The 20,008-nt window shown below is 71.8% G+C and carries 18 protein-coding genes; 7 read left to right on the forward strand and 11 right to left on the reverse strand.

Annotated features, from left to right (window positions below; all coding sequences use genetic code 11):
• Positions 1-41: 41 nt before the first annotated feature.
• Complete coding sequence (locus IE317_RS33845; protein WP_229903052.1) at positions 42-1,274, forward strand: formimidoylglutamate deiminase; 1,233 nt, start codon at positions 42-44, stop codon at positions 1,272-1,274.
• A complete protein-coding gene (hutI, locus tag IE317_RS33850; RefSeq protein WP_191315440.1) occupies positions 1,262-2,410 on the forward strand; it encodes an imidazolonepropionase in 1,149 nt (382 codons plus the stop codon). The genes IE317_RS33845 and hutI overlap by 13 nt, the downstream gene beginning before the upstream one ends.
• On the opposite strand, the gene IE317_RS33855 is transcribed toward hutI, so the two are convergent.
• Positions 2,394-3,260 carry an esterase/lipase family protein gene (locus IE317_RS33855; RefSeq protein WP_191315441.1) on the reverse strand — a complete coding sequence of 289 codons (867 nt, stop codon included), beginning with the start codon at positions 3,258-3,260 and terminating at the stop codon, positions 2,394-2,396. The two genes, hutI and IE317_RS33855, sit on opposite strands and share 17 nt — an antisense overlap.
• 80 nt (positions 3,261-3,340) lie before the next feature.
• Positions 3,341-4,759, reverse strand: coding sequence for an acyltransferase (locus IE317_RS33860; RefSeq protein WP_191315442.1), 1,419 nt, complete (start codon positions 4,757-4,759; stop codon positions 3,341-3,343).
• 194 nt (positions 4,760-4,953) lie between these two features.
• On the opposite strand from IE317_RS33860, the gene IE317_RS33865 reads away from it, so the two are divergent.
• Together IE317_RS33865 and IE317_RS33870 are read left to right on the forward strand one after the other, a co-directional pair.
• Entirely contained in the window at positions 4,954-6,081 is a 1,128-nt protein-coding gene (locus IE317_RS33865) for an inorganic phosphate transporter (RefSeq protein WP_191315443.1), read from the forward strand.
• Between the two features lie 8 nt (positions 6,082-6,089).
• Entirely contained in the window at positions 6,090-6,311 is a 222-nt protein-coding gene (locus IE317_RS33870; RefSeq protein WP_191315444.1) for a hypothetical protein, read from the forward strand.
• Here IE317_RS33870 and IE317_RS33875 read toward each other — a convergent pair.
• The gene (locus IE317_RS33875; protein ID WP_191315445.1) at positions 6,293-7,039 is read right to left on the reverse strand and encodes a hypothetical protein; all 747 of its coding nucleotides are present in this window, start codon (positions 7,037-7,039) and stop codon (positions 6,293-6,295) included. The genes IE317_RS33870 and IE317_RS33875 overlap by 19 nt on opposite strands.
• Positions 7,036-7,245 carry a hypothetical protein gene (locus tag IE317_RS33880; protein WP_003082038.1) on the reverse strand — a complete coding sequence of 70 codons (210 nt, stop codon included), beginning with the start codon at positions 7,243-7,245 and terminating at the stop codon, positions 7,036-7,038. Before IE317_RS33880 ends, IE317_RS33875 begins: the two co-directional genes overlap by 4 nt.
• Positions 7,246-7,471: 226 nt before the next feature.
• On the opposite strand from IE317_RS33880, the gene IE317_RS33885 reads away from it, so the two are divergent.
• Positions 7,472-9,040, forward strand: a complete 1,569-nt coding sequence (locus IE317_RS33885; RefSeq protein ID WP_191315446.1) for a sensor histidine kinase — start codon at positions 7,472-7,474, stop codon at positions 9,038-9,040.
• Positions 9,037-9,711, forward strand: coding sequence for a response regulator transcription factor (locus tag IE317_RS33890; protein ID WP_191315447.1), 675 nt, complete (start codon positions 9,037-9,039; stop codon positions 9,709-9,711). The genes IE317_RS33885 and IE317_RS33890 overlap by 4 nt, the downstream gene beginning before the upstream one ends.
• Here IE317_RS33890 and IE317_RS33895 read toward each other — a convergent pair.
• Positions 9,656-10,789: an FAD-dependent monooxygenase gene (locus IE317_RS33895; RefSeq protein ID WP_229903050.1), complete on the reverse strand. Its 1,134-nt coding sequence runs from the start codon at positions 10,787-10,789 to the stop codon at positions 9,656-9,658. The two genes, IE317_RS33890 and IE317_RS33895, sit on opposite strands and share 56 nt — an antisense overlap.
• A 51-nt stretch (positions 10,790-10,840) precedes the next feature.
• On the opposite strand from IE317_RS33895, the gene IE317_RS33900 reads away from it, so the two are divergent.
• Positions 10,841-11,383: a TetR/AcrR family transcriptional regulator gene (locus tag IE317_RS33900; RefSeq protein ID WP_229903051.1), complete on the forward strand. Its 543-nt coding sequence runs from the start codon at positions 10,841-10,843 to the stop codon at positions 11,381-11,383.
• A gap of 80 nt (positions 11,384-11,463) precedes the next feature.
• Here IE317_RS33900 and IE317_RS33905 read toward each other — a convergent pair whose 3' ends face one another.
• From IE317_RS33905 to IE317_RS33930, 6 genes are all read right to left on the reverse strand, one after another.
• The gene (locus IE317_RS33905) at positions 11,464-12,249 is read right to left on the reverse strand and encodes an ABC transporter permease (protein WP_191315448.1); all 786 of its coding nucleotides are present in this window, start codon (positions 12,247-12,249) and stop codon (positions 11,464-11,466) included.
• Complete coding sequence (locus IE317_RS33910) at positions 12,246-13,160, reverse strand: ATP-binding cassette domain-containing protein (RefSeq protein WP_191315449.1); 915 nt, start codon at positions 13,158-13,160, stop codon at positions 12,246-12,248. The genes IE317_RS33905 and IE317_RS33910 overlap by 4 nt, the downstream gene beginning before the upstream one ends.
• A gap of 78 nt (positions 13,161-13,238) precedes the next feature.
• On the reverse strand, positions 13,239-13,664 hold the full coding sequence (locus tag IE317_RS33915; RefSeq protein ID WP_191315450.1) for a DUF4231 domain-containing protein: 426 nt from the start codon (positions 13,662-13,664) through the stop codon (positions 13,239-13,241).
• A 13-nt stretch (positions 13,665-13,677) separates the two neighbouring features.
• Positions 13,678-15,147: a radical SAM/SPASM domain-containing protein gene (locus tag IE317_RS33920; protein WP_191315451.1), complete on the reverse strand. Its 1,470-nt coding sequence runs from the start codon at positions 15,145-15,147 to the stop codon at positions 13,678-13,680.
• 73 nt (positions 15,148-15,220) lie between these two features.
• Positions 15,221-18,073 (reverse strand): tetratricopeptide repeat protein, encoded by a 2,853-nt coding sequence (locus IE317_RS33925; protein WP_191315452.1) that lies wholly within the window; start codon positions 18,071-18,073, stop codon positions 15,221-15,223.
• The gene (locus IE317_RS33930) at positions 18,073-19,926 is read right to left on the reverse strand and encodes a TIR domain-containing protein (RefSeq protein ID WP_191315453.1); all 1,854 of its coding nucleotides are present in this window, start codon (positions 19,924-19,926) and stop codon (positions 18,073-18,075) included. Before IE317_RS33930 ends, IE317_RS33925 begins: the two co-directional genes overlap by 1 nt.
• Positions 19,927-20,008: the final 82 nt, after the last annotated feature.

The following is a 20,008-nucleotide window of genomic DNA, read 5'->3' on the forward strand; positions in this document are numbered from 1 at the left end:
GGTGCGAGCAGGCCTGGCTGCCCGGCGGGATCGCGTCCGGTCTGCGGATCGACGTCGACGGCGGCCGGATCATCGCCGTGACGCCGGACTCGCCGCGCACGGGCACGATCCTCGCCGGGCTGACGCTGCCCGGCTTCGCGAACGGGCATTCGCACGCCTTCCACCGGGCCCTGCGGGGCCGGACGCACCACGAGCGCGGCACGTTCTGGACCTGGCGCGAGCGGATGTACGCCCTGGCCGCACGGCTCGACCCGGACACCTACTACCGGCTGGCCCGCGGGGTCTACGCCGAGATGGTGCTCGGCGGGTACACCAGCGTGGGGGAGTTCCACTACCTGCACCACGCGCCCGGCGGCAAGCCGTACGCCGACCCGAACGCGATGGGGGAGGCGCTGCGGCAGGCCGCGGCCGACGCCGGGATCCGGTTGACGCTCTTGGACACGTGCTACCTGGCGGGCGGGATCGGCGTGGAGCCCGACGAAGTCCAGCGACGGTTCTCGGACGGCTCGGCTTCGGCCTGGGCTTCGCGGGTCGCCGCACTCGAGGAAGGCGAGCTCTTCCGGGTCGGTGCGGCCATCCATTCGGTGCGGGCGGTCCCGGCCGACCAACTGTCGCTGGTGGACAGCAAGAGGGTCGTGCACGTCCACCTCTCGGAGCAGCGGGCCGAAAACGAACAGTGCCGGGCCGCCTACGGCCGCACGCCCACCGAATTGCTGGACGATCGCGGGGTCCTGACCGAGCGCCTGGTCGCCGTGCACGCCACGCACCTGACGAAGTCGGACATCGACCGGCTGAGCGGGGCGCGGGCGTGCTTCTGCCCGACCACCGAACGCGACCTCGGCGACGGCATCGGCCCCGCCCGCGCCCTGCGGGACGCCGGGGTGAGGCTGAGCGTCGGCAGCGACAGCAACGCCGTCGTCGATGCGTTCGAAGAGACCCGCGCGCTGGAGCTGGACGACCGGCTGGCCAGCGAGGAACGCGGCCGATTCAGCGCCGAGGAGCTCCTCGAAGCGGGCACCGACCACGCGGCGATCGGGTGGGAGGAAGTCGGCGCGCTCGCCGAGGGGGCGGGCGCGGACTTCGTCACGGTGGCCCTGGATTCGGTGCGGACGGCCGGGATCGAGCCGTCGGGGGTCGTCTTCGCGGCGTCCGGCTCGGATGTCCGGCACGTCGTCGTCGCCGGCCGCGAGGTCGTCCGCGACGGCACACACCTGCTCGTCGACCGACCGGAAACCGTTCTGGTGAAGGAGATCGAGGCACTGTGGCAGTCCTGATCACGGGCATCGGGGAGCTCACCACCAACGACCCGGCGCTGGGCCGTCTTACCGACGCGGCCCTGGTGCTGGACGGCTCGTCCGTCGCCTGGGCAGGCCCGGCGGCGAGCGCACCGGCGGCCGACGAACGCGTCGACGTCGAAGGGCGCGCGGTGCTGCCCGGCTGGGTGGACAGCCACACGCACCTGGTCTTCGCCGGCGACCGCACCGCCGAGTTCGAGGCGCGGATGGCGGGAAAACCCTACACCGCAGGCGGAATCGCGATCACCGTCGGCGCGACGCGGGAGGCGTCCGACGAGCAGCTGGCCGCGAACCTGCGCCGCCACGTCGACGAGGCGGCCCGGCAGGGGACGACCTGCCTGGAGACCAAGACCGGCTACGGGCTCACGGTCGCGGACGAAGCCCGCAGCGCCCGGATCGCCGGCGAGGTGGCCGACGAGGTGACGTTCCTCGGCGCGCACCTGGTGCCGCCGGGCGCCGACGCCGAGTCCTATGTGGACTTGGTGTGCGGCGAAATGCTGGACGCGGTGGCGGAAAGCGTGCGCTGGGCGGACGTGTTCTGCGAGACGGGGGCGTTCGACGAGGCTCAGTCGGCGCGGGTGCTCAAGGCCGCCGCCGAGCGCGGGCTCGGCCTGAGGGTACACGGCAACCAGCTCGGCGAAGGCCCCGGCGTGCGGCTGGCGGTGGAACTCGGCGCGGCGAGCGTCGACCACTGCACCTACTTGAGCGACGCCGACGTCGAAGCGCTGGCGGCGTCCGAGACCGTGGCGACTTTGCTGCCCGCGTGCGATTTGTCGACCCGCCAGCCCCTGCCCCCGGCGCGGCGGCTGCTCGACGCGGGCGCGACGGTGGCGCTGGCCAGCAACGCCAACCCGGGCAGCTCGTACACGACGTCGATGGCGTTCTGCGTCGCCACGGCGGTGCTGCAGATGCGCATGACGATCGAGGAAGCGGTCTGGGCGGCGACGGCGGGCGGGGCGAAAGCGCTGCGGCGCGAGGACGTGGGCGTCCTGCGGCCCGGTTCGCGGGCGGACGTCCACGTCCTCGACGCGCCTTCGGTGACGCACCTGGCCTACCGGCCGGGCGTGCCGCTGACCGGTGCGGTGTGGCGGGCCGGGGTCAGAGTGGCAGGGTGAACGCCGTGCAGGACGGTACGTAAGACGCGTCGAGGGCGTGCAGGATCAGGCCGGTGACGTTCGGGTCGATCGCCTGGCTCAGGTGACCCGACGCGTCGGACGGGCAGAAGTCCTGCAGCATGATGTCCGTCGTGCCCGGCTCGCCGAGGATCCCGCTCGTGTACGGCGTCACGACTTCGTCGTACTTGCTGACGATGCTCGTGTACGTCGGCCCTGGCACGTGGACGCCGCCGCGGGCGAGGTCGTCCAGGAACGCCGAGGGCGCCAGGTACTCGGTGCACGCGCCGCACGCCGTGCGCAGGGCCGCGCCGAGGCCGGGCACGGACGTGAGCAGGGCATTGGCCAGCGCGTCGAGGCCGCCGAGGGTCGTCCCGCGGTAGTTGGCGCCGAAGCCGACGAAGTGGGCGACCTCGGCCGCGCCGCCGCCGTACTTCAGGTAGTACGCGGGCATCGTGCTGCCCTCGGAGTGGCCGACGATGTCGACCTTCGCCGCGCCGGTCGTGGACCGGACCCGGTCGACGAACCGGCCGAGCTGCGCCGCGCTGTCGCGCATGGAGGCGAGCCCGCCGACGCCGGGCCCGAGGATTCCCGTGCCGTAGGTCAGGGAGAAGACGCAGTAGCCCTCGGCGGCGATCTTCGGCGCGTGGAAGAACCAGTTGACGCTGTCGTTCGCGCCGAGGCCGTGCACGAGCACGACGGGCTCCGGGCGCGCGGCCGACGGACGGCAGCCCCAGTCGTTCCAGCCGCTGCGCGGTGCCGCTTGCGCGACCGCCGGCGCGAGCACGCCGAAGGTGAGCGCCGCGGCGAGCACGGCCAGGGTTCGCTTGGCACCGCCGTTGGTGACCCGCATTCCGTTGCCTCCAGTTACCCGTCAGTACGTGACGCAGATCATGATCGGTCACAGACTGCTGGAGACGACCTGGGAAACGCTCAGAGTTGCCCGGCGTTCGTTGTGACGGGTGACAACGACGGCCGACGTAGTCCGACGGCGAGCCCGGTCAGCGCGATCAGCCCGCAGAGCCACGCGAACCAGTCGCCGAAGCGCGCGTACGGTGTCTTGCCCGGCCCGCTCGGGACGTCGGCGACGACCACCGTGAACGGGCGGCCGCCGGTGTGGGCTTCGGCCAGTACGTGACCGCGTGAGTCCGCCAGCATCGGCGTCCCGCGGGTCGCGCTCCACGCCACCGAGAAGCCGTTCTCGACGCCGCGGATCAACGCCGTGCGGCTGTGCGCCCAGCCGTCGACGTCTTCGTCGGATGCCGGGATGAGGACCAGGCCCGTGCCGGCTTGGCCGTATTCGCCGCTGGGGTCGGCGAAGTTGACGTCCATGCACACCATCAGCCCGGTTCCCCCGAAGTGCGCGAGCTGCGTGCCGGAGGTCATGTTCGGCGAATCCCCGTTGTGCCACTTGCGGTATTCCACCGTCACGCCGGACGGCGGGATCGCGAGCGCGGCGTTGAAGCGGCCCTCCGGGGTCGTCTCGATGACGCCGGTGACGACGGTGAGGTTCCGCGTGCGGGCGACCTCCGAGAAGGCCCCGACGAGCCGCGGACGGCTGGTCTGGTCCACCGCGAAGGCGGCTTCGGGGAGCACGACCGCTTGGACGCCGTCCGGCAGCCGGCCGAGCTGGTCCACAAAGGACCGCAGGTACGCCTGGCCGTCCGGGGTGGCGACGTCGGCCGCCCAGCGGCTCTGCCCGGGCGCGACCAGCGCGACCCGCGTCGAAGGCCCGGTAAGGGGCGGCGTGGTCCAGTAGACGAGCCCACCGGCGATGGCGGCCAGTGCGAGTACCGGGACGAGCCGGGAGCGGCCGCGCAGGCCGGGTGCGAGCGCGGCGGCGACGGCGGCCGGGACGAACAGCACCAGGAACTCGACGCCCCAGCCGCCGGTCACGGCGGCGAGGTGCAGCACGGTCGGCCGGTCGGCCTGGGTCGTCATCAGCGTGTCCATCACGCCGGTCGGGTTGAGCAGCGAGACGCCGTAGAGCACCACCGTCCACAACGCCGGTGCGGCGAGCGCCGCCGTCAAGCCGTGTCCGCGGCGAACCAGCAGCCGGAACAGCCCCGTGGACAAGGCGAACACCAGGGCACTGCCGCCGAGGATCCCGATCGCCGCGGGGCGGGGGATCGACAGGGAATGCCAGAAGTAGCTCCAGCTGCCGGCGCTGCCCGCCAGGGAGGCGAGGAACGCGCTCGTCATCGCCGCCGCGCCGGGAACGCGGGGCGCGAGCAGCAAGATCGGCAGCGGCGCCACCCAAGCCAGCTCCGGCACCGGATCCAGACCGGTGCCGAAGAAGAACAACACCGCCGACGCCGCTGTCGCGGCGGCCGCCCACCCCAGCTTGTTCATCGTGGCCCCTTTCGCCCGGTTCCGAGGGTTCCAGGCCAGACCGGCGGGCACAGTGGGTCAAACCACCCAGTCCGGGTGGGGTTTACCCCACCCCGGTTCATGCAGAGTTCAGTAAGCCGTCACGCGACAGGGATCGGAGCGGCCGAAGTGGATCAGTAGCGTTGCCAGCGAACAGCTACGAAAGTGGGCCGCCCATGGACTTCTCGCTGATCGTGCTGGTGGTGATCGTGGCCGCGCTGGCCTTCGACTTCACCAACGGCTTCCACGACACGGCCAACGCGATGGCCACCTCCATCGCCACCGGGGCGCTCAAACCGAGAGTCGCCGTCGCCGTTTCCGCCGTGCTGAACCTCGTCGGCGCGTTCCTCTCGGTCGAGGTCGCCAAGACGATCTCCGGCGGGATCGTCGACGACACGAAGGTGACGCCGGTGATCATCTTCGCCGGGCTCGTCGGCGCGATCGTGTGGAACCTGGTGACCTGGCTGATCGGGCTGCCGTCGAGCTCGTCGCACGCGCTGTTCGGCGGGCTGATCGGCGCCACCTGGATCGCCTCCGGCTCCGACGCCGTCCACTTCGGGAAGGTCGTCGAGAAGGTGCTGATCCCGGCGCTCGCCTCGCCGATCGTCGCCGGGATCGTCGCCACGCTGGGCACCTTCCTCGTCTACCGGATCACCGCCCGGGCGAAGCGGGACACGGTCGGCCGGACGTTCAAGGCCGGCCAGATCGCCTCGGCGTCGCTGGTGTCGCTCGCGCACGGCACGAACGACGCGCAGAAGACCATGGGCGTCATCACGCTGACGCTGATCGCCTCCGGTTCGCTCGCGCCGAACTCGGGGCCGCCGTTCTGGGTGATCCTGACCGCGGGCTCCGCGATCGCGCTCGGCACCTACCTGGGCGGCTGGCGGATCATCCAGACGATGGGCAAGAAGCTCACCGAAATCCAGACGCCGCAGGGGTTCGCGGCGGAAACCAGCGCCGCGGCGGTCATCCTCACCTCGGCGCACCTCGGGTTCGCGCTGTCCACCACGCACGTCTGCTCGGGCGGCATCATCGGCTCCGGGCTCGGCCGCAAGCTCGCCGAAGTCCGCTGGGGCGTCGCGGGCCGGATGGTCCTGGCCTGGGCGCTGACGCTGCCCGCCGCCGCGATCGTCGGCGCGCTCGCCGCCGAGGTCTCGACGCTCGGGACGTGGGGCACCGTGCTGGTCGGCCTGGCCGGCGTCGTCGTCGCGCTGGGCATCTACCTCGCGTCGAAGCGGAACCCGGTCGACGCGAACTCCATCCACGAGCCCGAGCCCGGCGTCACGCAGCCGGCCAACGCCTGAGGAGCGCCGTGCACATCAATTGGGGTTCCCTCGGTCTCGTCTTCGTCGTCGCCCTCGCGTCGGTCGTGGTGCTGACGAGCCTCTTCTCCTTCGGGGTGGTGGGGCTTTCCCAGCGCGACGCGGCCCGCGAGTCGGGTGCCTCGGGCACCGGGCCGCTGGCCGGCGCGGTCGTCTGCTTCGCCGCCTGCGCGGCGATCATCGGTTACGGCATCTATTTGATCGTGGCCTGAACGCGCTCCCGGAACCCTTCGGGCAGGCCGGCGAGCAACGGTTTCAGCGTGGCTCGCCGTGCCTCGCTCAGGTGGGTCAGCAGGTCGAGCGCCGGCGTCCAGAGGTCTTCGTCGGCGCTCGCCGCGGTGACCAGCCGGCCGAGCCGGTGGGCCGGGAGCAGGCCGACGACGTGGTCGACGCGGCGCTTGTCGTCGAGCACGAAGGCGATCCGCAGCAGCGCCGGGTCGTCGATCCGTTCCAGGGCCCGCCGCACGGTGAGGTCCGGCAGGTGCCCGACGAACCGGCCGAGGGTGATCCAGTCCTCCTTGCGCGCCAGTTCGCCGGCGACGGCGAGGACGGTGTCCAGGGGGATCCGGCTGATGATCGCGCTCGCGCGCCGCGGGTCGAGCTCCGCGGCCACGTCGGCGAGGAACCGCGGGCTGAGCCGCTTGGCGACGTCGACGCCGCGCGCGACGTCGACCAGCCCGGCGATCCGCGCGCACAGCAGCGGGCCGAACACCTTTTCGGCGATCTTGGCGAGCACCCCGACGGGCACGATCCGCGCCGCCAGGGCCATCCGCTGCAGTACGGCCGCGTTGGCGTCGAACAGCGTGTCGGTGACCTGTTCGCGGAAGGCCTGCAGGTCGTCGGCGTCGACGCGGGCGAGGTACGCCAGGCGGGTGGGCTCGACGTCGAGGACGCGGGCCAGCTTCAGGATCTCCGCCTCGGCTGCGTAGTTCTCCGTCACAGGCCCACTGCTTTCCGGACCGCGCCGCGCAGCAGCGCGGGGACGTACCGGAGGCCTTCTTCGCCCGCTTCGGCCAGCGCTTTCGCCTGGCGGCGGCGCGCGTCGCGGAGGGCATCGGCGAGGTCTTGTCGCTCGTGCTCTTCGAGGGCCTCGATGCCTTCGGGGAGGTAGCCGCCCAACTGGTCGGCGAGTGTGCGCTCGGCCATGGTGGATCATCATGCAACACCACGGGCGGTGTCGTGCGGATATGCGCGTCGAGACGTCCACCGTCCGTGTCGGCGCGACTGGACGGGGAAGCGCTGCTCGCTGTCGTGAGCACCGCTCTCGGGTGACCGGCGCGCGCCGCTCAACTTCGAGAGCACTGCTCTGGCGCGGGGAAGGGTGACTTTCGGCAGTGGCCCGGCCGTGGTCACGCCTTGTAGCGTCGAACCCGTGCGGACGGTGACGAAGCGCAGGTGGCAGGTGGCGCTCGACGTCGCCCTCGGGGTGTTCCTCGCGTTCATCGTCGTCGCGGGCACGCTGGGCACCCGGTCGTACTGGGAGCTGGCCGGCGGTCTCGCGGTCGTGGCCGGCTCGGTCGTGACCGCCCGGCGGTACCCGGCCGTCTCGCTCGGCATCGCGCTGGCCGGGACGCTGGCTGTGCCGTTCCCCCTCGGCGACCACGTGCCCGCGTGGGTGATCTTCGTGCTGGTCGCGATGAGCTACCAGGCCGGGCTGCGGATGCCGCGGGCCCGTCCGGGGATCCTGACCGGCGTGGCTTGCACGGTCCTCGGGCTTCCGCTCGCGCTCGCATTCGGCCCGGACGGCCTGGGGGACTGGGCGCAGATGGTCGCGATGCTCGTCTTCGCCGGGCTGTCGCCGTGGCTGCTCGGCCGGTACATCCGGGTCCGCGGCGAGCTCGCCCGCACCGGCTGGCGCCGGGCCGAGGAGATGGAGAGCAGGCAGCGGCTGGTCGCCGAGCAGGCCCGGCTGCGCGAGCGCGCGCGGATCGCCAGCGACATGCACGACTCGCTGGGGCACGAGCTGAGCCTGATCGCCGTCCGCGCGGCCGCGCTGGAGGTCGCGAGCGGGCTCGACGACGCGCAGCGCGACGCCGCCGCGCAGCTGCGGACCAGCGCCGCGACCGCGACCGAGCGGCTGCGCGAGATCATCGGCGTGCTGCGCGAGGACGCCGCGCCGGTGGAACCGGTGCAGGGCGACCTCGGCGAGCTGATCGGCCGGGCGCGGGCGTCCGGGTTGCTGATCGAGTCCACAGTGGACACCGACGGCGCGCCCCCGATGGTCGCCCGCGCCGCTTACCGGGTGGTGCAGGAAGCCCTGACGAACGTGGCGAAGCACGCGCCGGGCGCCGCTGTCACCGTCCGGGTGACCAGCACCGGTGCGCGGACCGACGTCAGCGTGGTCAACGCGCCGCCGCCCGCCGGGCCGCTGCCCGGTGCCGCGTCCGGGCACGTCGGGCTGATCGGCCTGCGCGAGCGCGTCCGGCTCGTCGGCGGCACGCTGCGGGCCGGCCCCGACGCCGGTGGGTTCGCCGTCACCGCGACGCTGCCCCACGGGGCCGGCCCGGCCGAGCCGGATGCCGCGGCGGATGACGAGGACGGGCAGTCGACGTCGGCGCGGGCGCTCGAACTGGCCCGGCGGGACGTGCGCCGCAGCCTGGTCCAGGCGGTCGCCGTCCCGCTCGGGCTGTTCGCGGTGGTGCTCGCGATCGCCGGGATCGCGTTCCTCTACCAGTGGAATTCGTCGGAGCTGCCGTCCGGCGTCTACGACCGGCTGCGGATCGGGCAGCCGCGGGCCGAGGTGGCGCCGCAGCTGCCGGGGAACCAGCGCATCGCGCGGCCGGTGCGGGGCGAGCCGCCGCTGCCGGCCGTGCCCGGTGTCGTCTGCGAGTACTACGGCACGGGAAGATCGTGGCTCGACAACGACTACGCCGCCTACCGGCTGTGTTTCGCCGATGGGAGACTGGTCGCCAAGGACAGGTTCGCCGAGGGGGCATCGTGATCAGGGTCGTGCTGGCCGACGACGAAGCGATGATGCGCGCGGGGGTGGCGGCGATCCTCGCCGCGGACTCCGGGATCGAGGTCGTCGCCGAAGCCGCCGACGGCCGGGAAGCGGTCTCGCAGGTCCTCGCCACGCACCCCGACGTCGTGCTGCTGGACATCCGCATGCCCGGCCTGGACGGCCTGGGCGCGGCCGCCGAGATCCGGCGGCTGCTGCCCGCGACCGGCGTGATCATGCTGACCACGTTCGGCGAGGACGACTACATCGAGCGCGCCCTCGGCCTCGGCGCCGGCGGCTTCCTGCTGAAGTCGGGCGACCCGCGCGAGCTGCTGGCCGGCATCCACGCCGTCGCCGGCGGGGCCGCGTTCCTCTCGCCGAAGGTGGCGCAGCGGGTGATCGCCCGGCTCTCCGGCGGGCAGCTGGCGCGCGCCGCCGCGGCCCGCGAGCGGATCAGCGCGCTGACTCCGCGCGAGCGCGAAGTGCTGACCCTGCTGGGTTCCGGACTGTCCAATGCGGACATCGCGGCGAAGATGTTCGTCGTCGAGGGCACGGTGAAGGCGCACGTGAGCACCATCCTGACCCGGCTCGGCGCGAAGAACCGGGTGCAGGCGGCGATCACGGCGTACGAGGCGGGACTGGTCGGGGGAGACGCGGCGGCGTCCACCCCGTGATCCCCGCGCCGACGCGGGCGGTGGCCGTGGCCGGCAGGCACTTCAGCACGGCCGTGCGCAGGGTGGTGGCGACCGGGTTGGTCAGCTGCGGCCCGAGCTTGCCCATCCGGACCGACTCCCGGACGACCTGCTGGCTGCGAGGCCGTCGCTGCCGGTCGTAGCTCGCGAGGGCGGTGTCCAGGTCCTGGGTGGACACGGCGTGGGCGAGCACGACGGCGTCCTCGATGGCCTGGCAGCCGCCTTGCCCGAGGAACGGTGGCATGGCGTGGGCGGCGTCACCGAGCAGCGCGATCCGGCCGCGCGTGTAGGCCGGCAGCGGCGTGCCGAGGTAGTGGAGGTCGTGGTGCAGGACGGCTTCCGGCGGGGTGGCGGCCAGGAGCGCCGGGATCGGGTCGTGCCAGTTCTCGAAGGCGTGGCGCAGGTCGGCTCGGCGGGTGCCGGGGGCGGCGAGGGTGGAGATCCACCAGTAGACGTCGCCGCCGGTCAGCGGCAGGACACCGATCTCGGTGCCGCGGTCGAAGCTGGTGCTCAGCCGGGTGCCGGGCAGGTGCGCGACACCGCGGAACGCCGTGCTGCCCGAGTACACCGGCTCCGGGTGCCGCGGGAAGAGCGCGTGGCGGACCGGGCTGTGGATGCCGTCGGCCGCGACGACGAGGTCGGCGCGCAGTTCTTCGCGGCCTGTGCGGACCAGGCCGTCTTCGCGGACTTCGGTGACTTCTTCGCCGGTGCGCAGGCTTTCGGCGGGAATCGCGTCGCGGAGGGCGGCGATGAGGTCCCGCCGGTGGATCGCGCCGAGCGGCCGCCCGTGCCGTCGTTCGAACTCGGCGGCGTCGAAGCGGGTGATCCGGCGGCCGCGCCGGTCGCGGAACCCGCCTTCGGTCTGCACGGCCAGGCGGTCCCCGAGGTCGACGCCGAGTTCGTCGAGGCTGCGCAGGGCGTTCGGCCAGAGCGAGATCCCGGCGCCGACGTCGCCGGACTCGGGTGCTTTCTCCAGGACGGTGACCGTCCAGCCGACCCGGTGCAGCCCCGCGGCCGCCGCCAGTCCGCCGATACCGCCGCCGATCACTGTCGCCTGCATGACGTCCTCCTCTACAGATGTAGAGGACTCTACACCTGTAGAGTGCGGTCCGTGGAGCGGATCGAGGTGATCGCCGACGCAGCGATCTCGGTGATCGCGGCCGACGGCATGCGCGGGCTGACCCACCGGGCGGTGGACCGGGCGGCGGGCCTGCCGGTGGGATCGACGTCGTACTACGCGCGCACGCGGGCGGCGCTGCTGGAGCTGGCGATCGCCCGGATCGTGGCCCTGGACCAGCCGGTTTCGCGGCCGTCGGCGTCGCTGGCGGAGTTCGTGGCGGGGTATGCGTACGAAGCGATCACTTCGGGCCGGACGCGGATGCTGGCGCGGTATGAGTTCGCGCTGGAGGCGACGCGGCGGCCGGAGTTGCGGGCGGTGTACGACGAGGGGGGCTTGCAGATCCGCCGCCTCGCGGCTTCGGCGCTGGAGGCGGCGGGGTCGTCAGCTCCCGAGCGGCACGCGAAGATCGTGGTGGACTGGATGGAGGGGACGATCTTCGGGGCGCTGGCCGGGACGGGATCGCTGGCGCCGCCCGGCTTGGAGGAGCTGGTCGAGAGCGCCGGGGAGATTCTCGCGGGGATCGGCGTGGCGTGATTCGGGCCGACCCCCGCGGGGGCGCCCCCCGTTTTCCACGCTACCGGAGGGCACCGACAATTCCGGATTCCCGCTGGGGCTCAGGCGTCCCGGCGGCGCAGGACCGCCGTCCCCGCCAGCAGTGCCCCCGCTGCCCAAGCCGCACAGATCAGCAGCCCCGCCCAAGGGGCATACGGCGCCGCCGTCATCGTGATCGGGTTGGGTTGGCCCGCCTCGACCATGGCGTTCACGCCCGCGATGCCCGGGAAGTACGGCATCGCCTCCGGCAGGCCCAGCGAGGCCACGATCAGCGGCAGCGGGACCAGCAGCACGATCACCGACACCAGCGTCCCGGCCGCGCTGCGCAACGCCCAGCCGATTCCCGTGCACAGCAAGCCCAGCAGCGCGAAATAGCCGCCCATGCCGGACGCCGTCGTGAAGCCCGCCTCGAACGACGTCGGCAGGCCGTGGCCGTTCATCACCGCGGTCGCCAGTGCCATTCCCGCGCACGACAGGAGCACGCCGTACGCGAACAGGACCGGTGCCAGCACCGCCGCCTTCGCCAGGACCACCCGGGGGCGGACCGGGGTCCACAGCAGCGTCGACCGGATGCCCCCGCCCGCGTATTCGCTCGTCACGAACAGCGTGGCCAGCGCGATCACCGCGAACTGGGTCAGGTAGAAGCCGCCGCCCAGGGCGATCGTGTGGGCGCCCTGGGGCTGGTCGCCGATGCGCTGGGCGATCGCCGACAGCGTTCCGTAGAACAGCATCAGGGCCGTTCCCGCCACCAGGCACCACCAGGTCGCCCGGACCGACCAGAACTTCGTCCACTCGGACGCCACCGCGCCCGGCAGGCCGCCGCCGCGCACTTCCACCGTCGCCGTCATGCCGAAACCCCGTATTCCACCGAAGAAGCCGTCAGTTCCATGTACGCCTGCTCGAGCGACGCCGTCCGCTCGGCGAGTCCGTGCACGCGGATCCCGAGCTCGTGCACGAGGTCGCCGACACGGGTGACGGCGACGCCGTCCACCACCAGTTCGCCCGGCTCGCCCGGGTGCGTCAGGCCGCCTTCGGCACGCAGCCGCGCGTCCAGCGCGTCGCGCTCGCCGTCGGCCGGGACGCGGACCGAGACCGTGGTGCGGGAATTGCCCGCGATGAACTCCGCCACCGGGGCATCGGCCAGCAGCTTGCCCTTGCCGATCACCACCAGGTGGTCGGCGGTCAGCTGCATCTCGCTCATCAGGTGGCTGGAGACGAACACCGTCCGCCCCTCGGCCGCCAGCGACCGCATCAGCTGCCGCACCCAGCGGACGCCGTCCGGGTCGAGGCCGTTGACCGGCTCGTCGAACAGCAGCACCCCCGGGTCACCCAGCAGCGCGCCCGCGATGCCCAGCCGCTGTCCCATGCCGAGGGAGAACTGGCCGGCCCGTTTGCCGGCGACGTCGGACAGCCCGACCGTCGCCAGGACCTCCTCGACGCGGCTCGCCGCGATGCCGTTGCTGCGGGCCATGGCCAGCAGGTGCTTCCCGGCGCTGCGGCCCGGGTGCAGGGCCTTGGCGTCGAGCAGCGCCCCCACCTCGCGCAGCGGGTGCCGCAGCTCGGCGTACCGCTTCCCGCCGACCAGGACTTCACCCGCCTGCGGGTGGTCGAGCCCGACGGTCATCCGCATGGTCGTCGACTTCCCGGCCCCGTTGGGACCGAGGAAGCCGGTCACCTGGCCGGGCGCGACGTCGCAGGTGAGCGCGTCGACGACGGTTTTCTCCCCGTAGCGCTTGGTGAGTCCCCTGAGTGTGATCATGCCTCGAAGTCTGCGGCCCGCGGGGGTGCGCGGGCATCGGACGACGGTCGCGGGCCGCCCCCGACTTTCGGCAGGGTTTCAGGTCCGGGGCTTCTCCTCGGCCAGCTTCACCCAGCTGTTCATCTCGCCCTGCTCGATGCGCGTGACCGCGCGGACGAGGGCTTCTTCGCGGGCCGCCGGATCGGCGTACGGTTCCGCGCCGATGTGGTAGAGCCGCCGCTCGGCGTCGATCGCTTCGCGGGCGGCGCTGTACCGGAGGTAGTTGTCCTGCCAGTGGAACACCGACCGCAGGCCCGAACCGACGACGAGCACCGCGCCGATGACGGCCAGCACCACCGTGCTCGCCGGGTTGATCGCGGCGATCACGGGAATGCTGGCGGACAACGCGATCATCGCCACCTCGGTCGCCTTGTACCACCGCCGCGAGCGGATGGCGTGCGACCGGTACCAGTCGTAGGAGGCGTCGGCCAGCGCCAGTCCCGGCCCGGGAACCCCCTCGCCCATCGGGACCTCCCTGTCAGCGGGCCGCGTACTTCAGCAGCCGCAATCCTTCCAGACGCACGGCTTGCGGGTAAATGGTCCGGTAGATGGCGCAGTTCGGCGAGCGGACGTCGAACCGGCCGGTCGCCCGGAAGGTGGCCGCCGCGCACCCGCCGGAACACCAGTGGCGCCACGTGCAGTCGCGGCAACCCTGCTTGTCCTCGACGAGCAGGTTCCGGATTCCGCGCGGGTCGGTGCGGACGGCAAGCACCGGGTCGGTGGTCCGGACGTCGCCGATGGTGTCGGAGATTTCCATGTGGCACTTCGCGATCTGCCCGCGCTGGTCGATCACGACGTAGTCGTCGCCGACGCCGCAGGCGCGGCGGCGGGGCGCGAGCAGCTGGCCCCGGTCCAGCACGCAGCCGAGGACGCTCCACCGCGGCAGGTTCTCTTCGATCTCCGCGAACGCCGATTCCAGGCCCGCGAGCATCGCCTGCTCTTCGAAGCGGAGGTCGGCCACGGCGGCCGAGCAGTCGTTGTCCCGGAAGAAGTTGAAGCTGAACGTGAGGTCCCGCTCGAGCGCGAACCGGACGACCGGGCCGATCGCGTCGACGTTCCGGCTCGTGATGGTGATCGAGATGTGCGGCCGCACCCCGGCCTCGAGCAGCCGTCCGATCGTGCGGACCACGAGGTGCGACGAGCGGTGCCCGCCCACCGTGGGGCGCTGGGCGTCGTGCGCCTCCCCGATGCCGTCGAGGGAGATCATCACCCCGATGCCGTGCTCGGTGAGGGCGGCCGCCAGGCGCCGGTTGATCGCGACGCCGTTGCTGAGCAGCACCGCGCTCAGCGTCAACCCGGCCGCGTCGCACCGACCCCGGGCGTACTGGTGCAGATCCAGCAGGACGTCGGCGTTGAGGCTCGCCTCGCCGCCCGCGTATTTGAGGCGCAGTGCGGAAAAACCGTTCCGGACCGCCGAGCGGACGAGCGCGTCCACGGAATCCCGGCCGGTGTCCCGGGTCATGCCTTCGTCGGACTTGCTGACGTAGCAGTAGGGACACTTGAGGTTGCACTTGTTCGTGACGTGCAGCCAGGCGGTCAGCTGCCGGCTTTCGGCGAACCGGGGATCCGGCGGCGCGCCCGCCGGGTGCAGCAGATCGTGCGAGAAAAGGTGACGCGCGGCCGCTTCCGCCGATTCGTCCGCCGCGAGCGCACCGATCTCCCGCGGAGTGGAGAAAAGCTCGAGAAGGGCGTGGGCGGCCCGGTTGACGATCAGCACCCCGCCGTTCCCGTCCGGGTTGAACAATGCGGTGTGCTCGCCGTCGACCGGGCATTCCACGATCTCCCGCGCGCGCACCAGCGGGCCGGCGGGCAATCCGGCCGCCGTCCGGACGGCACTCCCGCCGCTCGGCGGGCAGGCGCAGTCCTCGCAGCTGTGGACGAGCAGCTCGTGCGCTCCCGGAACGTCCGAACCGGACAGTGCCACAGCGCGCTGGTCGCTGGAATGCATCGCGGATCCCTCTCACTGGCCGGACGGCACCGAACACGCGGGTAGCTTTTGTACCGCCGGGAGGCGGCGGAGCTTAGTACAGTTGCTCCAGCCGAGCCAGTAAGGACGTCGAGCGGCTCTTCGTGGACCAGTCCTCCCGCAATCTTGCGTACCACCGCGCCTGCGTTTCGGTGCTCAGCCGGGAGAACAACTGGTGGAATCTTTCGAACTCGCTGGCGATCGCGGCGGCACCGTGCGATCCCACGCGGCGGTCCGCCAGGGTGCGGAAGCCGAGGGAATAGTGCGTCAGCGCGACGTCGAGCGTCTCCGAGGTGTCACCGTCGAGGTTGTCGTGCAGGATCAGGTGGCCCTGCAGCAGATCCCAGCGCGCCTCGAGATCGGTGTAGTCGTATTCCTCGATCGCCCGCTCGATGTCCGCCACGCGCGATTTGATCAGGGCACGGTAGCGCGGCTCCCGGGTGCGGGTCCAGAGCTGGTACACCAGTTCCAGGTATTCGATGAGGCTGGCCGAGACGAACCAGCCGTCGGCGACCTTCGTGGCCTCGGCGATGGACTTGTCCAGGTAGTCGAGGCCCGCTTCGGGGTCGTCGTCGCCGAAGATCCGCCCGGCCCGGTTGAGCGCGGAGGGAAACCACCTGATCGCGTAGTCGCGGCAGATCTCCAGTGAGCGCAGGATGATCTGCTTGGCCTGGGTGACGGCGTCGGGCAGCAGCTCGTAGCCGGATTCGTGGGCCTGGAAGAGGCAGATGGCCTGTTCCTGGAGGATCATCCCGATCCACGGCCAGTTACGCAGCGTCGAAAAGCAGGTCTCCGCCTGGGCGTACGATTCCCACGCCAGGGTGAACTTGCGTTCGTAGCGGTAGATTTCGCCCGAGACGCTGTGGGAGACCGCGAGCTGGTGGTCCGAACCCAGCCGCCGCCGCACGGCGATCGCGCTTTCGATGAGGTTGCGGGCGTCGTCGTACTGGCCGTGCAGCGCCTTGAGGTACGCCCAGTTCGCCTGGATGGAGGCGAGCTCCTCCCGGTCGGCGCTCGGACGGCCCGGCCCGACGACCGCGGCGATGACCTCGTAGGCCCGCTGGTAGTACTCGTCGGCCTGCTTCCACCGGCCGAGGTTCCTGGTGTAGTACCCGAGTTCCTTGTACGCCTGGGCCTGCCGGTGCTCGCGTTCCGGTGAGGGCAGCTCGCCCGCGTGCCGCAGGGCCAGGTCGAAGTGGTGCTTGGCCACCTCGACCTGCCCGGGGATGCCCATCCAGGCGTTGCCGCGCTCGTTGGCCAGCCGGTACCGCAGGTCGGGGTCGGCCTGCCCCTCCGGCAGCCGGTCGAGCAGCGACAGCGCAGCCCTGGACTGCGCGCTGTTGGTGAGGAACTGCGCGATCCTGATCCCGATGTCGAGGTACCGCAGCGGCATCGTGGCCAGCCAGGCGCGGAACCGCTCGATGACGACCCCGACCGCGTCCTCCAGCGGCGCGGTTTCCGACGACGGCGGCAGGAACCTTTCGAGCTCGTGGCACGCCAGCTCCTGGAAGTGCAGGTCGTGCTGGGAGGCGGCGCTGCTGAATGCGCCGAGGAACAGCTCGGTGCCGGACTCGAAGTCGCTCAGCAGCCGGTAGTAGAGCGCGGCGGTGCGCAGCTGGTCGAACTCGCGTTTCCGGATGTCCAGCTCGGCGACCCGGCGGAAGACGGCGTGGTCGGGCTCGTCGCCGGTGTCGAACACGGTGGACAGCTCGCCGACCACGGCCTCGTACTCTTCGCCGACGAGGCTCTCGTAGGCGGCGAAGGCCTTGCGCCACATCAGGTGGCGCCACGTCTCGTCCTGGTCGTGCAGCGGGACCAGCCGCAGGCACAGCTCTTCGGCGAGGGCGTCGTGCAGGGTGACGTACCGGGCGTTGGCCCGGCGGCGGATCCACGGACGCCGGCACAGCTGCTGCCACGCCTGGTCCCAGTCTTCGGCGCCGTCGGGCAGGTCCTGGTCGTCCATCAGGAGCCGCCACACCCGCTGGTCGATGCTGTGGCGGACGACCGCGAGCCGCTTGATGGCCTCCGACCAGAAGTCGGCGCTGCGGTAGGGCGTGACCAGCCGGCGCCGGAAGGCCTCGCGCAGGGGACCGTCGCACGGCCGGCCGTCGGCCATCTCCGGGGGTGGGTCGCGTTTCTGCAGGTAGTCGACGGCGAGCGCGAGCCAGAGCGGGTGGCCCGCGGTCAGGTCGGCCAGCCGTTCCTTCTGCTCGCCGGTGAGAGCGCCCCCGAGCACGCTCGCGTCGAGGAACCCGATGGCGTCGTCGTGGCCGAAGCCGCGAAGCTCCCGCTGGACCACCGGGAGCGGGTTGCCGGGGTCGTCGAGGAGTTCGCGGATGGGGTCACGGCCGTCCCAGCCGGTCGCGGGCCGCCCCGACAGCACGAAGAGGGTGGCCGGGAGCCGGCGCATCCACTGGGTGAGCGTGATCAGCAGGTAGGTGCTGCGGATCGTCTCGACCGTGTCCAAGGTGATCACCACGGTCGCGCCGGTCTGTTCGACGAAGCCGGTGTAGCACTGCACGAACAGCTCGCGCATGCGCCGGTGGTGGCTGGCGATGGTGTCCCGGCCGATCCGGCGGGCCGAGTACTGCGGCAGCTGGGACAGGTAGGTGAGGAAGGGGCCGAAGAAGTCCAGGCCGGGATCCAGCTCCTCGGCGACCACCCGCTGCAGGTTCTCCAGCAGCCAGAACTCCGAGTCGTCGATGTCGATCGGGGTGATCCAGTGCGTGCGGCGGTCCGGTCCGCCGAGGGCGGCCAGCGCCCGGACCATCCGGGTCTTGCCCACCCCGCCGACCCCGTAGACCAGCAGGACGCTGCTGCGGCGGCTGGAGCGGACCAGGTCCACCTGGTCCAGGAGCTCCCGCTCCTCCCGGCGCGGCACGTAGTCGGTGACGGGCGTCGGCTGCATCAGCCACCTCCGGAGACGGTTTCGCCGAGCGTGCGGACAACGTCGTCGAACAGGCCTTCGTACGGGCGCAGGAGCGAGGCGAACTCGAAGTCGGCACCGAGCTTCTGCATGACGTAGCGGCTGAACTCCGCCGGGCTGAACCGCTCCGGCCGACGGAACGCCGTCGCCAGCTCGACCGTGGCGGCCAGCAGCTTCGGCCGCAGGTCCTGGTGCTCCTCCAGGCGGAGCTTCGTGGTTTCGTGCCACAGGCACTCGATCAGCACGACGCCCTGTTCGACACCGGCGGGGGTCACCGCCCACTTCTCGTAGAAGTCCCGTGCCGCCACGTGCGCTCGGAGCCGCGCCGGCGTGTCCGGGTGGTAGTACCGGTACAGCAGCCGCCGGATCGGCGGGTTGAGCACCTGCCACAGCTCTTCGGACGGGCTCGCCAGCAGCGCGGTCCGGCTCATCGCCTCCCACAGCCCGGTTTCGTCCCACCCCGCCGCCCGCAGCGCGTCCGCGAGCTCGGCGTCGTGCTCGATGTGGTGACGCAGGTGGGACTGCGTGAAGATGCGGTAGGGCACGATCGCCCGCAACGTCAGCTCGAGGGCCGTCTTGCGGTCGGAGAGCCGGTCGCCGCCGAAGGGCAGGAGGCTGTCCGCGGCGAGCAGGTCTTCGCTGATGTACGGGCGGGCGACGGTGTCGAAGACGCCCTGGTGGCCGTTCTCGCAGTCGGTGAGCCGCATGAACGCCGTCTCCTCCGCCCACCGCAGGCCCTTGACCAGCAGGGCGGGCAGGCCCTCGCTGAGCTGGTGGAGCCCTTCGGCCCAGCGGTTCAGCCGGTCGGCGCCGAAGCTGCGCTTGAACTCGTGCAGGGCCTGCCGGACGACGCTCACCGTGAACTCGGTCAGCGGGAGGGACTGGAAGAGCACCGACGAACCACCCGAACTGCGGAAACCCTGCCATTCGTCCTGGCGGCGCGTGCCGACCACCACGCTCATCCGCGTGTTCTCGTTGCCGCTATCGCCGACGAGCTCGTAGATCTCCGTCAGCTCCCGGCGCAGCTGGTGCGCGGCCGGCTGTTCCAGCAGCTCGGCGCTGTCGAGCAGGAAGAGCTGACGGCACGAGCGGTTGCTGACGGCCGCCGCGGCCCGGTAGCGGTCCTCCTCGGTGAAGGGACCGGCGGGCTCGGCCACGTCCAGGAGCTGGCATAGCACCTTGGCCCAGTCGGCGCGGTGGCCGGCCGGGAGGTTGCGCAGGTCGATCAGCCGGGCCCGCCAGTCGCCTTCCTTGAGCTCCCACAGCAGCCGGTGGAGGAACCACGACTTCCCCATGCGCGGCGGCGAAACGACGAGCCAGAAGTCGTCCGTTCCGGTGGTGCCCAGCGTGGTGCGGATGCGCGTGAGCTCGTCGGTGCGGTTGCGGAAGACGTTGGGCGGCGTGCCGTTGGTGCCGCTTTCGGCGGGCGCCGGCCGGTCCCGTTCCAGCACGGCCAGCGCCCGGCCCAGCTTGCGGTCGTCGACCGGCTCCTTCAGGTCGGCCCAGGCGTAGGTCCGCAGGAACCCGGTCCCGTCGATCTTCGTCGGGGCGACTTCGAAGACGTAAACGAATTGCCGCTTCAGCTGTTCTTCGCGGTGGAAAGCCACATCGCGTTCCCGGGCACACCACGTCGAAGCGAGACCGGCCGGGGAAATCAGGGCGACGAAGATGTCGGCGATTTCGATTTCGGTCTGGAGCCGCTCGACGAACCGTTCGGCCTGGTTTTCGGGATCCTCCCAGCGGAAGACTTCGAGACCCGAGGCACGCAACCGGTCGGCGACCCGGCCGGCGACCGCGGCGTCCGCCTCGGTGTAGCTGAGGAAGACACGGGTCACCGGCTGCTCCCGGCCCTCTGGTCGCCCGCCCTCGCCGTCGCCACCGTACCTCCCTCTTCGCGGATGACCCACGCCCGCGCCG

Origin of the sequence: Amycolatopsis bullii, assembly GCF_014654205.1 — a bacterium.
Taxonomy (GTDB): Bacteria; Actinomycetota; Actinomycetes; order Mycobacteriales; family Pseudonocardiaceae; genus Amycolatopsis; species Amycolatopsis plumensis.

What these genes read in the sequence shown, in the direction of transcription:
- IE317_RS33855 (WP_191315441.1), bottom strand. Translation starts at nt 3,260, where the DNA reads ATGCGGGTCACCAACGGCGGTGCCAAGCGAACCCTGGCCGTGCTCGCC.
- IE317_RS33910 (WP_191315449.1), bottom strand. Translation starts at nt 13,160, where the DNA reads ATGATCACACTCAGGGGACTCACCAAGCGCTACGGGGAGAAAACCGTC.
- IE317_RS33895 (WP_229903050.1), bottom strand. Translation starts at nt 10,789, where the DNA reads ATGCAGGCGACAGTGATCGGCGGCGGTATCGGCGGACTGGCGGCGGCC.
- IE317_RS33880 (WP_003082038.1), bottom strand. Translation starts at nt 7,245, where the DNA reads ATGGCCGAGCGCACACTCGCCGACCAGTTGGGCGGCTACCTCCCCGAA.
- IE317_RS33920 (WP_191315451.1), bottom strand. Translation starts at nt 15,147, where the DNA reads ATGCATTCCAGCGACCAGCGCGCTGTGGCACTGTCCGGTTCGGACGTT.
- IE317_RS33860 (WP_191315442.1), bottom strand. Translation starts at nt 4,759, where the DNA reads ATGAACAAGCTGGGGTGGGCGGCCGCCGCGACAGCGGCGTCGGCGGTG.
- IE317_RS33905 (WP_191315448.1), bottom strand. Translation starts at nt 12,249, where the DNA reads ATGACGGCGACGGTGGAAGTGCGCGGCGGCGGCCTGCCGGGCGCGGTG.
- IE317_RS33925 (WP_191315452.1), bottom strand. Translation starts at nt 18,073, where the DNA reads ATGCAGCCGACGCCCGTCACCGACTACGTGCCGCGCCGGGAGGAGCGG.
- IE317_RS33915 (WP_191315450.1), bottom strand. Translation starts at nt 13,664, where the DNA reads ATGGGCGAGGGGGTTCCCGGGCCGGGACTGGCGCTGGCCGACGCCTCC.
- IE317_RS33865 (WP_191315443.1), top strand. Translation starts at nt 4,954, where the DNA reads ATGGACTTCTCGCTGATCGTGCTGGTGGTGATCGTGGCCGCGCTGGCC.